This is a genomic window from Burkholderia sp. IMCC1007, from assembly GCF_027257875.1.
In the GTDB taxonomy this organism is placed as follows: Bacteria; Pseudomonadota; Gammaproteobacteria; order Burkholderiales; family Burkholderiaceae; genus Burkholderia.
Map to the genome: position 1 here is coordinate 1 of NZ_JAPVQY010000101.1, position 14,314 is coordinate 14,314.

The following is a 14,314-nucleotide window of genomic DNA, read 5'->3' on the forward strand; positions in this document are numbered from 1 at the left end:
ACGTTGATAGGTCAGGTGTGTAAGCGCAGTAATGCGTTCAGCTAACTGATACTAATTGCCCGTAAGGCTTGATCCTATAACAAGTCTGTCTCGATGACCGTTAGCGCTTTAGCGCTTACGGACATCGAGCGTCGAGTGCAAGGCACTCGACGTACTGCGGTTGAAGTACCGCGTATGTGTGAGATACAGCTCACAACCTAAATTACTGCTTCTTCCAAGATTGGTTCTGTTGGCCGCGCCAGCAGGACAACCCTCTTTGCCTGATGACCATAGCGAGTCGGTCCCACCCCATCCCATCCCGAACAGGACCGTGAAACGACTCTACGCCGATGATAGTGCGGATTCCCGTGTGAAAGTAGGTAATCGTCAGGCTCCCTAAGCCAAGAACCCCCGCCCGAAAGGCGGGGGTTTTTGCATTTCTGGCGCGGATTTACGCGGCATGGGGCTAGATTTCAATGAACGATGAAATCTGCGACGCAATCAGCCGCGGTGCCGGTGAACACTGGCACACGCATAAATCATCACTCAGCGCCGCCTGCCGACCGTCCGGTCCGGTGGTGTGGATACGTGGCCCATCGCACGCGATCTTGCCTACGGTCTTGCATGCAGGGCACGAGACCGGATCGCCCTCGTAAGCCTGTTCGCGGGTGCCGACCAAGTTGTTGGCATCGCCGCCCACGATCAAGCCAGCCGCCGTGGTGGTATCGCCCTTCACGATGTCATAGCGCTTCACTTGGATACTCCGATTCCGTTGGCCGTCGGGCCGCGATAGTGGAAGCTGTTCAGCACTGCGTCCCATGCTTGAATTGCTTGTTCTTTGCTGACGGGCGAGGTTGCCTCCGCAGCTGGTGTAACGTCATCGGGTGCAGCCCCGAAGAGCAACTGAATACCCGCGTGAGGCTTCGAGAAATCGCCTTCGACGCCGGCGGCCAGCAGATAGAACTGATACCTCTGGACGCCGTCCTCGCTGATGTCTATAAGAAGTTCCTCTGCGGGCATGCCGGCGAACTGGCGCGGGCCTTTTCGGAGGATCTTGTATTGATGCGCGTAAGGCTTCAGCCCTGACTCAAATTCGGATAGCCCTTTGAGCAACGACGCGTTTTGATCGAGATCGACCGACTCACGCAACTTCACGATCAAATTGGATGGGCGACCGGGTACGAGTCCGACTGCCAACGTACCCGTGCGACGCCAGATTGGGGAGCGTGGCCTGTGCCTGCTCAAGCCGGCCGCTCGGAGTGGTGCCCACGAGCCCAGGTCAGGATTAAGTCCGGCCGGCGTGTCTCACGGTGTGCTCTCCACGTTGAGGTAACAGTGGCGTGTAGCACCCGCGCTCGGAAAATCGCCCGCATCTAAAACGGTTGGCCGCTTTAGATACGTAATGCGCCTGTTCGGGCGCATTCCCGGCGTTCCAGAACAAAAAAGCCGCTGCTTCGTGAGAAGCAGCGGCTTTTCCTTACAACTGGTGGCGAATCCGGGATTCGAACCCCGGACCTGCGGATTAAGATTCCGCGGCCGACCAGACATGGCGCCCGACAGGTAGGCTAGTCGCACCAACTTAGTCGCCCAGTCGCAAAACTGTGGCGCCAGTCGCACTTACTCTGGCGCCCTACGTGTGGCTATCTACAGGCAGTGTAGACGGTCGCATATCCCGAGAAACTGGCCCTTGCCAGATAAGGCTCCCCAGCCGGGGCGGACGCATAACCTGAGAAAAACCGACGCATAAGCCGAGAAATTCCGACCATGGCCACGTCAAATGCGGTGTGGTCGGAGCCCCAGAAACGAGCTCCCCCGTCAGCGGACGGCGGTCGCGCACGCGCGCGGTTTTCGAAAAACTGCGCTTGAAGTAAGGAAATTCTAGCGATTTTCGCGGGTGATGGGAATCTGCCGGATGTGCGCCGACGACCCTTCTCTACCCCTCTAAGGCCAGCGATTTTGCTGGTGGGTCAAGACGGCCGCGGGCGCCTGTCTCGACCCGACATGGAGGGGGCCCATGAAATCGACCCGCCTTTGCCTTGCCTGCGGCAACGCGTTCGTGCCGCTGTTGCATGTTCCCCGTCAGCGATATTGCTCCTCGATGGCGTGCCAGCGCGCCCGTCGACGTGACTGGCAGCGCAACCGGCTCCGTATCGACAGCGACTATCGCGACAACCAGGCCCGGGCGCAGGCGAAATGGCGCGCAGCCCACTCGAGCTACTGGCGCGAATATCGAGCTGCTCATCCGGCGTATCGCGAGCGCAACCGCAGTATGCAGCGGTTGCGCAATGGACGCCGGAATCACAAGCCGATTGCAAAGATGGATGTCATCAGGCTTCCATCGCCGCTGGGCTCTGGCTTCTACCTCCTTTCTCGCGCGGACGATGCCGCCGTTGCAAAAACGGACGCGTGGACCGTTCACATAGCCGTGCTGTCTGCACCGACAGCGCCGCCTTGGTGATTGCAAAGAGATGACTTGATACGCATTGGTGTCGGGCCTGCTACCTTTGCCTTGTCACCGTTCGTTTTCGAAAGCGACCATCTGATGTGAAGCCACGACGCTCGCATCGGGCGCCCACCTGCGTCCGATGCCTGCCGCCTGTCGGTGTCTGAGTTGCGGGGTGGACCATGTCATTCAATAACGCGGATGCACCGGTCGTCGCCAGTTCGTCTGCCGGGCGCGCAGCGGAGTACGTCCGCATGTCGACCGAACATCAGCAGTATTCGACCGAGAATCAGCGCGACAGGATTCGGGATTACGCAGCCCGCCGCGGATTCGAAATCGTCCGGACATACGCCGATGAAGGCAAAAGCGGCCTTCGAATCGACGGCCGGCAGGCACTGCAAAATCTCATTGCCGATGTGGCCAATGGCAACGCCGACTTCAGCGTCATCCTCGTCTATGACGTGAGCCGATGGGGGCGATTCCAGGATGCTGACGAGAGCGCGTATTACGAGTACATCTGCCGCCGCGCTGGCATCCAGGTGGCGTACTGCGCCGAGCAGTTCGAAAACGACGGGTCACCTGTCTCGACTATCGTGAAAGGCGTGAAGCGGGCCATGGCGGGCGAATACAGCCGGGAGCTGTCGGCGAAGGTGTTCGCCGGCCAGTGCCGTTTGAAATGGGCTTCCGGCAAGGAGGGCCGGCTGGCTATGGACTGCGCCGCGTACTGGTCGACGACCACGGTCTCATGAAAGCGGAATTGCGGCGCGGTGAGCATAAAAGCCTGCAGACGGACCGGGTAATCCTGATGCCGGGTCCAGAAAGCGAGGTGCGCACCGTCAATCTAATCTACGACTGGTTTATCGACGGCTCGCTCGATGAATACGAAATTGCCGCGCGCCTGAACGGCATGCACGTGCGAACTGACCTTGACCGGGAATGGACGCGCGCCACGGTACGCGAGGTATTGACCAACGAGAAATACATCGGCAACAACGTGTACAACCGTGTGTCGTTCAAGCTGAAGAAAATGCGGGTGACCAACACACCTGACATGTGGATTCGAAAGGAGGGCGCATTTCAGGCCATTGTGCCAAGCGAGACGTTCTACACCGCTCAGGGCATCATGAGAGCGCGAGCGCGTCGTTATTCAAATGAGGAGTTAATCGAGCGCCTGCGCAATTTGTATCGCAGTCGCGGGTTTCTGTCCGGCGTGGTGATTGACGAAACCGATGGCATGCCTTCGACGTCGGTCTACGTGTACCGGTTCGGCAGTTTGATTCGTGCCTACCAGACGGTCGGCTTCACGCCCGGCCGAGATTACCGATACATTGAAACCAACCGCTTCCTGCGGCAACTTCATCCGGAAATCGTTGCGCAGACAGAGAAGAAAATCGCGGATTTGGGTGGCACGGTGATACGCGACCCTGCGACCGACCTGCTGACGGTCAATGACGAGTTCACGGCCTGCATCGTGCTCGCGCGCTGTCAGGCTCATGACAATGGCCGCAATCACTGGAAGGTGCGCTTTGATACCAGCCTTCTACCGGACGTCACGGTTGCCGTGCGGCTCGACCAGGCGAATGAATCGACGCTGGACTACTACCTGTTGCCACATCTGGATTTTTGCCAACCTCGCATTCATCTGGCAGACCGGAATCCCATCGAGTTCGAGAGCTATCGATTCGATACGCTGGACTACCTCTATGGCATGGCTGAGCGTGCCCGTCTCAGGAGAGTCGCGTGAACTCGCGGCAGCAGCCCGGAGAAATCCGGATGGTCCCCGTCGCTCAGATTGAAGTCATCAATCCGCGAGAGCGAAATGGTCGCGTTTTCAAGGAAATCGTCGACAACATCAAGGCAATTGGTCTCAAGAAGCCTATCGTGGTCACGCCGCGAGCCACGGCAGGTGGCCTGGAAAAATATCTGCTCGTGTGCGGCGAGGGACGATTGAAGGCGTTCCGCACGCTCGGTGAAGCAACTATTCCCGCACTCGTGGTGAGCGTCAGCGATGAGGACGCGTTGGTCATGAGTCTGACGGAAAACATTGCACGCCGACAGTGTCGTCCCATCGAACGGCTTGCCGGCATTCGGCTATTGCAGCAGCAGGGGTATGCGCCGAAGGTCATAGCCGAAAAAACAGGTCTCACGTCGACTTATGTTCAGGGCATCCTGACGCTGCTGCATCAAGGGGAAGAGCGACTCGTGGTCGCGGTGGAGAAAGGCCTTGTTCCCCTGAACGCCGCCCTCACGATTGTCGGCGCCGGCGACGACGATACTGAAATACAGGCGGCACTCCAGGACGCCTACGAGTCGGGCAAATTGCGGGGCAAGCAGTTGATGAACGCTCGCCGCATCATCGAGCGCAGAAAAGCGCTCGGGAGAAGCACTGCGCGCAATATGACCAGCAAGACTGCCGCTGTCACGACATCGAGTCTCGTACGCACGTATGAGCGCGAGGTAGAACGTCAGAAATCCATGGTCAGGAAGGCCGAATTCACCCAGCAGCGGTTGCTGTTCGTCGTCGGCGCATTGAGGCAACTGTTTGCCGATGAGAACTTCATCAACCTCCTGCGTGCGGAAGGACTGGCCAGCCTACCGAAATATCTTGCCGAACGCGTCTGGCCAAGCGGGAGTGTTACATGACTGGCGTCACTCTTGGATTCATCCCCGAGCCTTTGTCGGTGCCAGTCGGCAACATATTGCCGTCACGCAGAATACCGGCGCCCGTGGTCGAATCGCGGAAATACAAGCAGATAAGGACCTCCATTGAGGAGGTCGGTCTCATCGAACCGCTCTCTGTAACCGCTGCGGACCAGACTTCCGGTCAACATGTTCTACTGGATGGTCATCTGCGCTTGCTCGCCATCCAGGACCTGGGGTACGAGAGCGTTGCCTGTCTCGTCGCGACCGATGACGAGAGCTACACGTATAACAACCGTGTTAATCGCCTTTCGACAATTCAGGAGCACTATATGATACGGCGCGTAATCGACAGAGGCGTATCACCGGAACGATTGGCGAAAGCGCTTTCCGTGGATGCGTCGCTGATTATAAAGAAGATGTCGCTCCTCGAAGGTGTATGTCCGGAGGCGGCCGAACTTCTCGGCGACCGGCAGTTCTCGCCGGAGATTGTTCGCGCAATTCGTAAAATGAAGCCGACGCGGCAGGTGGAATGCGTTGAGCTGATGGTGGCCGCGAACAACGTGACCGTCTCCTACGCCGAGGCATTGTTGGTGGCCACGCCTGCAGCGCTGCTTGTAGAGGGCAAGAAGCCGCGCAAACTGACGGGCGTTAGCCCGGAGCAGATGGCGAAAATGGAGCGCGAAATGAGCAACCTGCAGGGACAGTACAAGCTCGTGGAGCAGACTTACGGTCAGGACGTGCTGAATTTGGTGCTTGCGAAAGGGTATCTCGCCAAGCTCCTTGAAAACGAATCTGCACGGCAATACGTTGCCCAGCGCCATCCGGACCTGATGGCCGAGTTCGAATCCATCATCGCAACGATTTCTCTCGACCAGCAGCAATTCAGCACGGCCCTCTAGTCGAAATCCAACGTAGCGAAGGTTGCGATGCGCCGCGAGATGAGGGCCATCGCCTTGACGTCTACGCCCGGCTATGACGCTGTTGCCCGTGCGAAAGCTGCCCCTTCCGCCGGACTGCTGGAGGCGTCTCGGCGACCTCCTTGAGGCCCCCGAAGCCAGCATGCTCGAAGTCGAGTGGATGTTCTTTAACAACTGGCAATGCACGGAACTCGCTGAGAGCTCATCAGCGAGATGACCGTCTGATGGTTGTCTCAAGAACACTGGCGAGCTCGTCACTCCGTTCGTTCCCCAAAAAACGAATGCCTGCGCCCCCGTGCACCTCGACCCTGCGTGACAAATCGGCCGGCAAACAGCTACCAACTGCCGTATCGTGGTGGAACATCGTCCACGGCATCCCAGTGAGAACCAACTGTCGGGTCTAGCCAGTCGGCTGCCCGTCGTATCCACGCCGCATCTATAACGTCGTCCGACGCTGTCAGGTTTTTTGACTCGAACTCGGAAGCCAGTGCTCGCAGACGGTTGGCTCGCTCGAGCTTCGAGGCCCATTCCTCAACTTGCTTCAAACGGTCGAGTTCGGTTCGGCGAATCTCTTCAAGTCGCGCACGTTCGGCCTCCTTGGCCGCAGCGACGACGCGTTGTTCGGCCGCTATCTCCGCGTTGACCGAATCTCGAATAGCCAGATGGCGAAGCCGGCCAACGAAGGCCTGAATCTTTGTCTCAATCGGAACGCTTCGTGTGTCAGCCGTGCTTGCTTCGGCGTAACTATGTCCGAGCTGGAACACTGATATTTCGAGTTCGTTCGTGGGGTGATAAACGTAGCGTTGGCTGTGCCGGTTGTATCCGAGGCGTTTGTTTTCAGCCACTTGTTCTGGTGTGAAAGGGACTTTCTCCTGCCGACTCCGTTCCTTTACGCGGAACGTTAGCTTGGCATCCAGGACCGACACATAGGCAGACTCCTTTTCCTTGTCTGATGTGGAAAGTCGATAGCCTGCAGCCGACAGCGTCTCCAGTAGCTGGTTCAGCACGAGGAGCGCACGCAATGAGTTTTGCTGTGAAACCGAGAGACGCATGAGCCCGGCCCCGTCGCAATAAGGCCAGTCCCGAGAATCTCGCTGTTTGCCCTCAAGCTTTTTCGCCATGCGCTTGATGAGCGGCAGGCAATCGTCGATGGAGCTACGAGCGAAGACGACTGGTACTTCGGGGGCGTGAGCGGCATCCTCTTCAATCCTGGCCTGAGTGCGCATCGAACGCTCATCATCCTGTGGGTCTTTGTAGATGGTGCGCAGGTACGTTGCCGGCCCTTTGGTCGGTGCCAAGGATGGTTTCTTGACAGTCTGACCGGCAGCGATTTTAGCCCAGTAACCCACGGGCGGAACGGGGATGCTGAGGTTGACGCATATCTTTCGAAGACCGACGTCGGAGATTTGGTACCTCTTCGCCACCTTGCTGACGGGTTCCGACCAAATTTCCTCGTAGAGCGTTTGACGTTCGAAATTTTGAGTTTCAGATGGCATGCCAGTCCCTCGATGTCTTTCGGAAAACCGGGTGTCAGGCTGTGTTCCGAGGTCATCCCCAGCACAGCGGGAGCTAAAGCAATTAAGCATTTTGCCGACATTCAAGCAAGGTTGCGTGACTAACTAGGGCCTATCGATGACGGAATCAAACTGGTTTAGAAAATTTCTGGTACGCGCGTTTCGGTCCAGCCCAATTGCGTTCGGCGCAGGCGCGCTACTGACTTTAGGACTGGTTGCGGAAATGGCTGTGAAGTTACCGAGTTGGAGCGGCTTTCTGGCCGGAGGTCCGTACGTCCTCGCCCCGAAGTCCGAACTAGACGCGGCACGGCATTGGCAGACGCTAGCGGCTTCCCGGGAAACCGAACTCGAAAAATCCTTGACAGATAACGTCCACCTCACTGCAGCGGTGAACAACCGTGACGCGCAGATGGCATGGTGCAAGCAGCACGACGAACTTATTGCGTCGCTCTGGACCGACTGGAAGAGCTTACAAAGTACCAGGGAGGAGCAAATGATACGAGGCGCCCCAATTCAACCTTCTTCGCATTTGCTTGAGGACGAGGAGCACGACCCACTTATCAATAGCACCGAGCGCTCACAGGATACCTTGATGACAAGGATTACGACTCTCATGACGCAGGAGACGGAGCTGTGCAACTTCGGCAGCCACTCTTGAGCCGTAGGCGGCTGTTAGCGCGACGCCGAGGTTTGGCATTTTGGTCGGTTCGGCCATAGTCGAGAGCTGGCAGCATATCCGGCAGACCTGTTGCATGAGTAATATGTCGACTCCAGAGCAGACGAACATTCGTACGGGGAAATCATGAGCCTAACGGTTCACCATTACGTCATGGCCGATGTCCGGGCTGCCGGTGTTTTCGGAGAGTGCGGCCTTGGCATGCACACGCTCAAGTTCGGCACCATCTTTGATATTGCCAATCAGCATCCGGACCACCCTGCAGGCATGTACATCGATAGTTTGCGCGCGAGCGTGTGGCTGCAATCTTCCAATCGTGGGCGTCTTCTGCTGGGCCCGGCAGAGTTTGAACAGCCACTGATAATCCGTCGGCTAAACCATGCGATGTCACGGCCATCGCTGCTTCGCGTCATGCTCAGTGACCGTCAACTTCTTGCGCTGGAGGAACTCCGGGGTGGCGGTGGTCTGGTTTTTGAGGTCGAGATATTAGGGCTGGCTCACGCGCCTAATGACACGCACCCCGTGGTTGAGAGTGTGCGTGTTGCGGTCAATCTCAGTGACTGGGTGAAGGTACTGGAGTCGCTCGGCGTAGCCGATTCGTTTGTTGTTGGGGTAGAGGCGCCCCTAGATGCGCCACCGCAAATGGCTCACGCGATTGAATACTTGAAAAAGGCACGACGTGCGCTTGCTGGGGGCGAGTATGAGCAGACGGTCTCGTTCTGTCGCTTGTCGCTGGATAGCCTGAAGAACGCATCCCCGATGCTTGAGCAATTGTGTGAGTCCGTCCGTGCGGGAAAAAGCCAGGAATTCTCGAAATCGCAGCGTGCGGCAGCACTTTACAACGTGGTCAGAAATTACACGAATCTGGGTCATCACCTGGATGTCGCGGGACAACCTGTGCTCTTCAGCCGCCGGGACGCCGTTATGGTCCTGACCACGACGGCTTCGTTGGCAGGCATGGCAGCGGAGCTGGAATCGACGCCGGCTGACAATGAGAAGTAGCCCGAAGTGCTTCGGGTATTCGCGCACTCAAGGAAGTGTTGTCCAGAACGTACCGATTCCGTACGTTATCCGGCGACGGTGACCACCGGTCCCCTCGTCCCATAAACAGCTCGACGATGTCTTCGACCTCAATGCGCATCGACACTTCGCTACTAGACGACTCCATCGGACGCTGGCTGCCTCAGTCCACGTTGGGCCCATGCTACAACGCGAACGGACTCTACAACCCGCTGAGCTTCACCGTTCGCCTGTCGCCCCAGGTGCACAGGCTTCTCGGAGAGTTGCCGCTAGGTACCACGGTGGCTGCCGATGAGTATGATTGGGAGGTGATTCAGGCAAACTCGACGTATATCCATGAAACGATACACTGGTGGCAACACATTGGCTCGACGATTGGGTTGTTGTTAAGCCTTGGCTTCCCAGCACAAGAGCATATCAATATTGAACGTCTCAAGCGGCTCGTGCATGCCATCGGCCCCGTTAAATCCATCCGGAAATTCGACCTGCTGAATGCGACCTCGAACGATATTGACCTTGCCGTTCGGCAGGACATCAATGTGGTTCTGAATAACTGGCACGACATCGAGTTCGCAAAGATTTTGATGATTTCTCCACGCCATGTTGAGCACTTCGTCGAGGACCCCTATTTTGAATGCGTTGGCCATGCCTACCATATTGCGTGGTCGTCGGTCATCGGGCTGCTGGCTGGTTCAGAGGACCCTACACTCGATTTCTTGCCAGATTTTCGTAACTGGGGGCGTGAGTTCGAGCGCTTGAAAAAACGGCGTGAGGAAGGCTTTTATTTCGGCTCTCCCCTGCGCATTGCTGAAATTGGACTGCGCGAAATCTTTGAAGGTCAGGCCCGATTCTGTCAGCTTCAATATCTTTATAGGGTTTCGGGCGGCCGGTTCGACTTGAACGTGAGCAGGGATGCTGGGCTATTTGGCAAAGTATATGTGGACGCATTCCGCGCCTTTCTATCAGCGCTCGGTGAGCCATGGCCAGCATCACCCTGCGACCCGCTGGTGAATCTGTTTTTACTCGTCTGCGACCTTGCAATAAATCCAGGTGATGGGTTCCCGTTCGACTTGTGGCACTTCGAATCTTTCATATTGTCGGTGGACCCCGGTCTTCGCTTCACGACCCTATGCTGGACGATTCGAGACAGGTATCCAGAACTGAAAAAAGCGGTCGTTTCATGCTCGCGTGACGAGTATGAAACGACAAGCGAATTACTGTCGCGTGCCATCGCTTCGCCTACACCCATGGACATTTCGGCAAGAGTGGTTAAATGGTCCAACGAACAGGCTACCTGCCGTGCGCTGCTGCGCGAGGCATGTGAAATGAAATTCGCGCGCCACAATGTTCCGGTCCGTTTGTTTTTCTCCGAGTTCTTGCGTTTCCAGCGAAGCAAATCCCTTCGCCCGGAGTACTTCTGCTGGCCCGGCTACTGGTCAGTTAGCGTAAAAGGTGACGTGGATATGGACTCTGCAAGGCAGCTATTTTCAGCGCATGAAGCACTGTTTTTAGATACTGTCGACGGCGAAGTTCAACCCCGTGTACATCATGATAAGCCGGGAGAGAACGTACAAGAGACGTTCGATAATTTCTTTACATGGAATGCTGCTTATCTGCTCAGTCGCCAGTGGATGGTGGAGGAAGGCGCGTTCGACCTCGATTTTGATTGGCTGACGACGAAGTGGTCGCGCCATGAAATGGAACAATGGTGCAGCCAAATATTCAAGGAATCGTTCGGCGTGATGCCCGGCGAATTCGAGGTTTTGTAATCGACCAACCTCGAGGAGCCCTTCCAACTAACAGTGAGCGTGCCTCTATTGGTGAGCGTCAAGCGATTGAATAATACAATGCGAGGTGATACTCGATGTAGTGCCTTCGAGCCCTATACCGTTATGCAGTGCGTTCGTGCCTGCCCGCCGAGTCATCGAGCCGCCGGGCAGTAGGGCCGCCCAACCCGTCTGGTTGGCTTCGGTGACACAACGCAATGCCGCTTGCGTGAACGGGGGCTAAATCCACCAGCAGCGCGCAGGGGAAAACCGACACTGCGGGGGTAGCGCCTGAGAAATCGGCAACGGGATGGCGAAGCTAGCGTCCCGGAGGGCGCGTAGAGGCTGGCGGGCGAGGCGGCTCCATACCGGTGATAACGCGGGTGGCGAAGCTGAGTGGAAGGACCGTCCCGGGCATATGCCGTAGGGAGGGCTGGGCTCAGCCTCACCACCCAGCGATTCAGACCCGCAGAGATGTTTTTGGCTGAGCCTTCTGGGAAAACAGAATAAGGCGAGGCGTCAATCACGCCAAGGATTCATCTGTTCAATATCTACGGCCGCGGCGTCAGATTTCAGAATTCCGCGGAGTTCTCGAATCGACCTTGGCTTTGCGCGTACCGGCAGACTGTCGGCGAGGGGCGACCAGACTTCCGGTAGCGCCACAGCGGAAGTATCGAGGTCAACATCCGACGGGTAGTGCCGGAGTAGCCGTATTGCCATTTCGCGAATATCGAGGCCTACAGTTGCGTCGTCAGAAGATGCGAGCAGTTGAAGAAACTCACGAGTCTCCACAACAGCTCTTGTACGTTCACGGGGTATCGTCATCGTCAGCTCCGTCAAGAATTCGCACTGCTCACCAAACCCTATAATCTATCTGTCCGTCAGCGATTGACCACGCGCGCTATCCGACGCCCGAATACGCAAAACGCAGCTATCCGGGCGCCTTTTGAAAGGAATTCTCCTGCGTGGCGTTCTTCGCGCGTGGCGCAGCATGGCTTTGACAATTCGTCCGACCTGCCGCGGTGGCAGAGTGAGGACCTCCGCAGCAGCGTCCGGCGAAACGGTACAAAGCACGTACGCCAGGCGAGTGACGGTTTGCGCTTTCGCACCAAGCCTGGCGGCTCGGCGCCCAGGGCGAATGCGGTGATAGCGGATGCGACCACTTTGCTCAACCGCTCGGATATATGCCGCAGGTGCGTCACTTCCGAGTACACCCGGATTCGCATCGCGACACTTCAACGTCCGATTCATGGTTTTGATTCTCCAGGGTATCGGTTCGGCTGCGTCATTGGGCATCCGGCGCGCCTCGGTTCAACAGCTTTCATGTTTATTTCCGCCATCGTTTCCGGCTGCCAGCAATAACTCGCGTGTGCGCTTCATCACCCACATGTTTTCCGCTGGTGAAAAATCCCATCGACCGGTACTCACCTTGCCGCTCGCGCTCATTTCGATTTTCCGCAGTACGTCATCGAGCACCCAACCGAACTGGAGCATCTTTCGTGACGCGTACGCCGCGAGCTGGCACGCGAGGTCTTCGCAAGACTCATAGCGTGCGAGCAATTCATCTTCCGAGTGGCCCGTGTAATACCGCCCGTCCTCCTCGCGGACAAGAAGCTTCGGCTGTACGCCAGGGACCGCACCGAGATACGGCTCTCTCGGAAAATCGTCAGGGACTACGTGTTGAAGCGTCATCGTCCGCGCCTCCAAGCAAGCGTTCCGTCACGTCGGTGTGCGAAGTAACCTCGTACATTTCGCACCATCTTTTCCAAACGAACTCCGCCTGAACCGACCAGCCGTGTTGGCCGACGAGTTCGTAGATGCGGCCCGTGTGGGTCGTACCCTGTCTCGCAGCCGCATCGAACATAACTATCGGTGAACTCACCCGGCCAGACCGGTCGAACATATCGATGCCGACAAAGTGCTGGCTGCCGTCTGCCAATTCGAAAACGCGCCACTGCGACAGCAGAACTCTCGGCAACTCCGACGCAGGACGTGGACTCCAGACGGGCATCATGGTGAACCGCTCCGGGAATGTAGGAGACTTCGGATCTTGGCTGTAATTGGAGATTTGAAGTATGGAAAACGAAAGCAAGGTAAGGAAGCCCACCGGGACGCGATATTCAGATGAGGTGCGGGAGCGGGCGGTGCGGATGGTGTTTGAGCATCAGCACGAGTACGAAACGCAGGGGGCGGCGATCCGCTCGATCGCTTCGAAGATGGGGATGTCGCGCGAGACGCTGCGAAACTGGGTCATCCAGGCTGAGCGCGACCGTGGCCAGCGACCGGGCACGACGACTTCCGAGCTCTCACGGCTCAAGGAACTGGAGCGCGAGAATCGTGAATTGCGCACGGCCAACGAGATCCTGCGCAAGGCCTCCGCGTATTTCGCGCAGGCGGAGCTCGACCGCCGATCGAAACCATGATCGCGTTTATCGACGAGCATCGCGACGTCTACGGTGTCGAGCCGATCTGCCGCCTGCTGCCGATCGCGCCGTCGACGTATTACCGGCACGCCGGGCGGCGCAGCGATCCGGAGCAATGGCCAGAGCGAGCGCGTCGCGATGCTGAACTGAAGGCCCTCATCCGTGCGGTCTGGGACGAGAACTTTGGCGTGTATGGTGTGCGCAAGGTCTGGCGCCAGTTGCTGCGTGATGGTGTGAAGGTCGCGCGCTGCACGGTTGCGCGCCTGATGAAGGCGATGGGCCTCGAAGGTGTGCGGCGCGGGCGCCGGATCAAGACGACGCAGCGCGACGATGCGGTGCCGTGCCCGCTGGACCGGGTCAAACGTCAGTTCCGTGCCGATCAGCCCAACGCGCTGTGGGTTGCGGATTTTACCTATTGCTGGACATGGTCGGGCTTTGTCTACGTGGCCTTCGTCACTGATGTGTTTGCGCGCCGTATCGTCGGTTGGCGCGTGTCGGCATCGATGAAGACTGACTTCGTGCTGGACGCGCTGAACCAGGCGTTACACGATCGCCAGCCGCCGCCCGGCCTCATTCATCATTCCGATCACGGGTCGCAATATCTCAGCATTCGGTACACCGAACGTTTGGTGGATGCTGGCGTGCAACCGTCCGCCGGCAGCGTTGGCGATTCGTACGATAATGCGCTGGCCGAGACAATCAACGGACTGTACAAGGCCGAAGTTGTGCACCGGCGTTCATGGCGTACGCTCCAGGATGTCGAACTCGCCACGCTGGAATGGGTACACTGGTACAACCACCATCGGTTGCTCGGCCCGCTCGGGTACGTGTCGCCGGCGGAGGCGGAGCAAGCTTACAAACGGAATCTGGCGCTATCCGCTCGCGCGGCGTAGCGCCAAACTCGGCGGTCTCCGACAAACCCGGCGCGGTTCA

General features: G+C 57.7%; 12 protein-coding genes, 1 tRNA gene, 2 rRNA genes, 1 pseudogene and 1 other annotated feature. Of the genes and pseudogenes, 10 read left to right on the plus strand and 6 right to left on the minus strand.

Going from position 1 to position 14,314, the window contains the following annotated elements; genetic code table 11:
- Both O1Q03_RS38830 and rrf read left to right on the plus strand, forming a co-directional pair.
- Positions 1-76: ribosomal RNA gene (locus O1Q03_RS38830) — 23S ribosomal RNA — on the plus strand; the annotation flags it as partial.
- Between the two features lie 183 nt (positions 77-259).
- Positions 260-372 (plus strand): 5S ribosomal RNA (gene rrf / locus O1Q03_RS38835).
- Between the two features lie 73 nt (positions 373-445).
- Here the strand turns inward: rrf and O1Q03_RS38840 are convergent.
- The 3 genes from O1Q03_RS38840 to O1Q03_RS38850 all read right to left on the minus strand — a co-directional run bounded on the left by O1Q03_RS38840 (position 446) and on the right by O1Q03_RS38850 (position 1,567).
- Positions 446-733: a PAAR domain-containing protein gene (locus tag O1Q03_RS38840; RefSeq protein WP_269509408.1), complete on the minus strand. Its 288-nt coding sequence runs from the start codon at positions 731-733 to the stop codon at positions 446-448.
- Complete coding sequence (locus O1Q03_RS38845) at positions 730-1,134, minus strand: T6SS immunity protein Tli4 family protein (RefSeq protein WP_269511193.1); 405 nt, start codon at positions 1,132-1,134, stop codon at positions 730-732. Before O1Q03_RS38845 ends, O1Q03_RS38840 begins: the two co-directional genes overlap by 4 nt.
- A 329-nt stretch (positions 1,135-1,463) precedes the next feature.
- Positions 1,464-1,567, minus strand: a tRNA-Ser gene (locus O1Q03_RS38850).
- Between the two features lie 426 nt (positions 1,568-1,993).
- Here O1Q03_RS38850 and O1Q03_RS38855 point away from each other — a divergent pair.
- The 4 genes and pseudogenes from O1Q03_RS38855 (at position 1,994) to O1Q03_RS38870 (ending at position 5,964) form a co-directional block, all read left to right on the plus strand.
- A complete protein-coding gene (locus O1Q03_RS38855; RefSeq protein ID WP_269511195.1) occupies positions 1,994-2,437 on the plus strand; it encodes a hypothetical protein in 444 nt (147 codons plus the stop codon).
- Positions 2,438-2,604: 167 nt separating this feature from the next.
- A pseudogene (locus O1Q03_RS38860) lies at positions 2,605-4,166 on the plus strand (recombinase family protein).
- Positions 4,163-5,065, plus strand: coding sequence for a plasmid partitioning protein RepB C-terminal domain-containing protein (locus O1Q03_RS38865; protein ID WP_269511198.1), 903 nt, complete (start codon positions 4,163-4,165; stop codon positions 5,063-5,065). The pseudogene O1Q03_RS38860 and the gene O1Q03_RS38865 overlap by 4 nt, the downstream one beginning before the upstream one ends.
- Positions 5,062-5,964 (plus strand): plasmid partitioning protein RepB C-terminal domain-containing protein, encoded by a 903-nt coding sequence (locus O1Q03_RS38870; RefSeq protein ID WP_269511200.1) that lies wholly within the window; start codon positions 5,062-5,064, stop codon positions 5,962-5,964. Before O1Q03_RS38865 ends, O1Q03_RS38870 begins: the two co-directional genes overlap by 4 nt.
- Positions 5,965-6,317: 353 nt before the next feature.
- On the opposite strand, the gene O1Q03_RS38875 is transcribed toward O1Q03_RS38870, so the two are convergent.
- The gene (locus tag O1Q03_RS38875; protein ID WP_269511203.1) at positions 6,318-7,478 is read right to left on the minus strand and encodes a hypothetical protein; all 1,161 of its coding nucleotides are present in this window, start codon (positions 7,476-7,478) and stop codon (positions 6,318-6,320) included.
- Positions 7,479-7,614: 136 nt separating this feature from the next.
- Here O1Q03_RS38875 and O1Q03_RS38880 point away from each other — a divergent pair, with 136 nt between their 5' ends.
- The 3 genes from O1Q03_RS38880 (at position 7,615) to O1Q03_RS38890 (ending at position 10,961) form a co-directional block, all read left to right on the plus strand.
- The gene (locus O1Q03_RS38880) at positions 7,615-8,154 is read left to right on the plus strand and encodes a hypothetical protein (protein WP_269511206.1); all 540 of its coding nucleotides are present in this window, start codon (positions 7,615-7,617) and stop codon (positions 8,152-8,154) included.
- Positions 8,155-8,298: 144 nt separating this feature from the next.
- A complete protein-coding gene (locus tag O1Q03_RS38885) occupies positions 8,299-9,174 on the plus strand; it encodes a hypothetical protein (protein ID WP_269511209.1) in 876 nt (291 codons plus the stop codon).
- Positions 9,175-9,305: 131 nt separating this feature from the next.
- A complete protein-coding gene (locus tag O1Q03_RS38890) occupies positions 9,306-10,961 on the plus strand; it encodes a hypothetical protein (protein WP_269511212.1) in 1,656 nt (551 codons plus the stop codon).
- Positions 10,962-11,477: 516 nt separating this feature from the next.
- Here O1Q03_RS38890 and O1Q03_RS38895 read toward each other — a convergent pair.
- Positions 11,478-11,783, minus strand: coding sequence for a BPSL0761 family protein (locus O1Q03_RS38895; RefSeq protein ID WP_269511215.1), 306 nt, complete (start codon positions 11,781-11,783; stop codon positions 11,478-11,480).
- A 486-nt stretch (positions 11,784-12,269) separates the two neighbouring features.
- Positions 12,270-12,650, minus strand: a complete 381-nt coding sequence (locus tag O1Q03_RS38900; RefSeq protein WP_269511218.1) for a hypothetical protein — start codon at positions 12,648-12,650, stop codon at positions 12,270-12,272.
- Positions 12,651-13,033: 383 nt separating this feature from the next.
- Between O1Q03_RS38900 and O1Q03_RS38905 the strand changes: the two genes are divergently transcribed.
- Positions 13,034-14,274, plus strand: a protein-coding gene (locus O1Q03_RS38905; RefSeq protein ID WP_442865862.1) for an IS3 family transposase whose coding sequence is annotated in 2 segments (ribosomal slippage) — positions 13,034-13,340 and positions 13,340-14,274 — 1,242 coding nt in all. Because the reading frame shifts where the segments join, the coding sequence is not laid out codon by codon here.
- Positions 13,336-13,452: a sequence feature (AL1L pseudoknot), on the plus strand. Its footprint overlaps the gene before it by 117 nt.
- Positions 14,275-14,314: the final 40 nt, after the last annotated feature.

Bases quoted from the DNA above. Each gene is read 5' to 3' on its own strand.
- O1Q03_RS38855 (WP_269511195.1), top strand. From the start codon at position 1,994: ATGAAATCGACCCGCCTTTGCCTTGCCTGCGGCAACGCGTTCGTGCCG.
- O1Q03_RS38870 (WP_269511200.1), top strand. From the start codon at position 5,062: ATGACTGGCGTCACTCTTGGATTCATCCCCGAGCCTTTGTCGGTGCCA.
- O1Q03_RS38875 (WP_269511203.1), bottom strand. From the start codon at position 7,478: ATGCCATCTGAAACTCAAAATTTCGAACGTCAAACGCTCTACGAGGAA.
- O1Q03_RS38880 (WP_269511206.1), top strand. From the start codon at position 7,615: ATGACGGAATCAAACTGGTTTAGAAAATTTCTGGTACGCGCGTTTCGG.
- O1Q03_RS38885 (WP_269511209.1), top strand. From the start codon at position 8,299: ATGAGCCTAACGGTTCACCATTACGTCATGGCCGATGTCCGGGCTGCC.
- O1Q03_RS38890 (WP_269511212.1), top strand. From the start codon at position 9,306: ATGCGCATCGACACTTCGCTACTAGACGACTCCATCGGACGCTGGCTG.
- O1Q03_RS38895 (WP_269511215.1), bottom strand. From the start codon at position 11,783: ATGACGATACCCCGTGAACGTACAAGAGCTGTTGTGGAGACTCGTGAG.
- O1Q03_RS38900 (WP_269511218.1), bottom strand. From the start codon at position 12,650: ATGACGCTTCAACACGTAGTCCCTGACGATTTTCCGAGAGAGCCGTAT.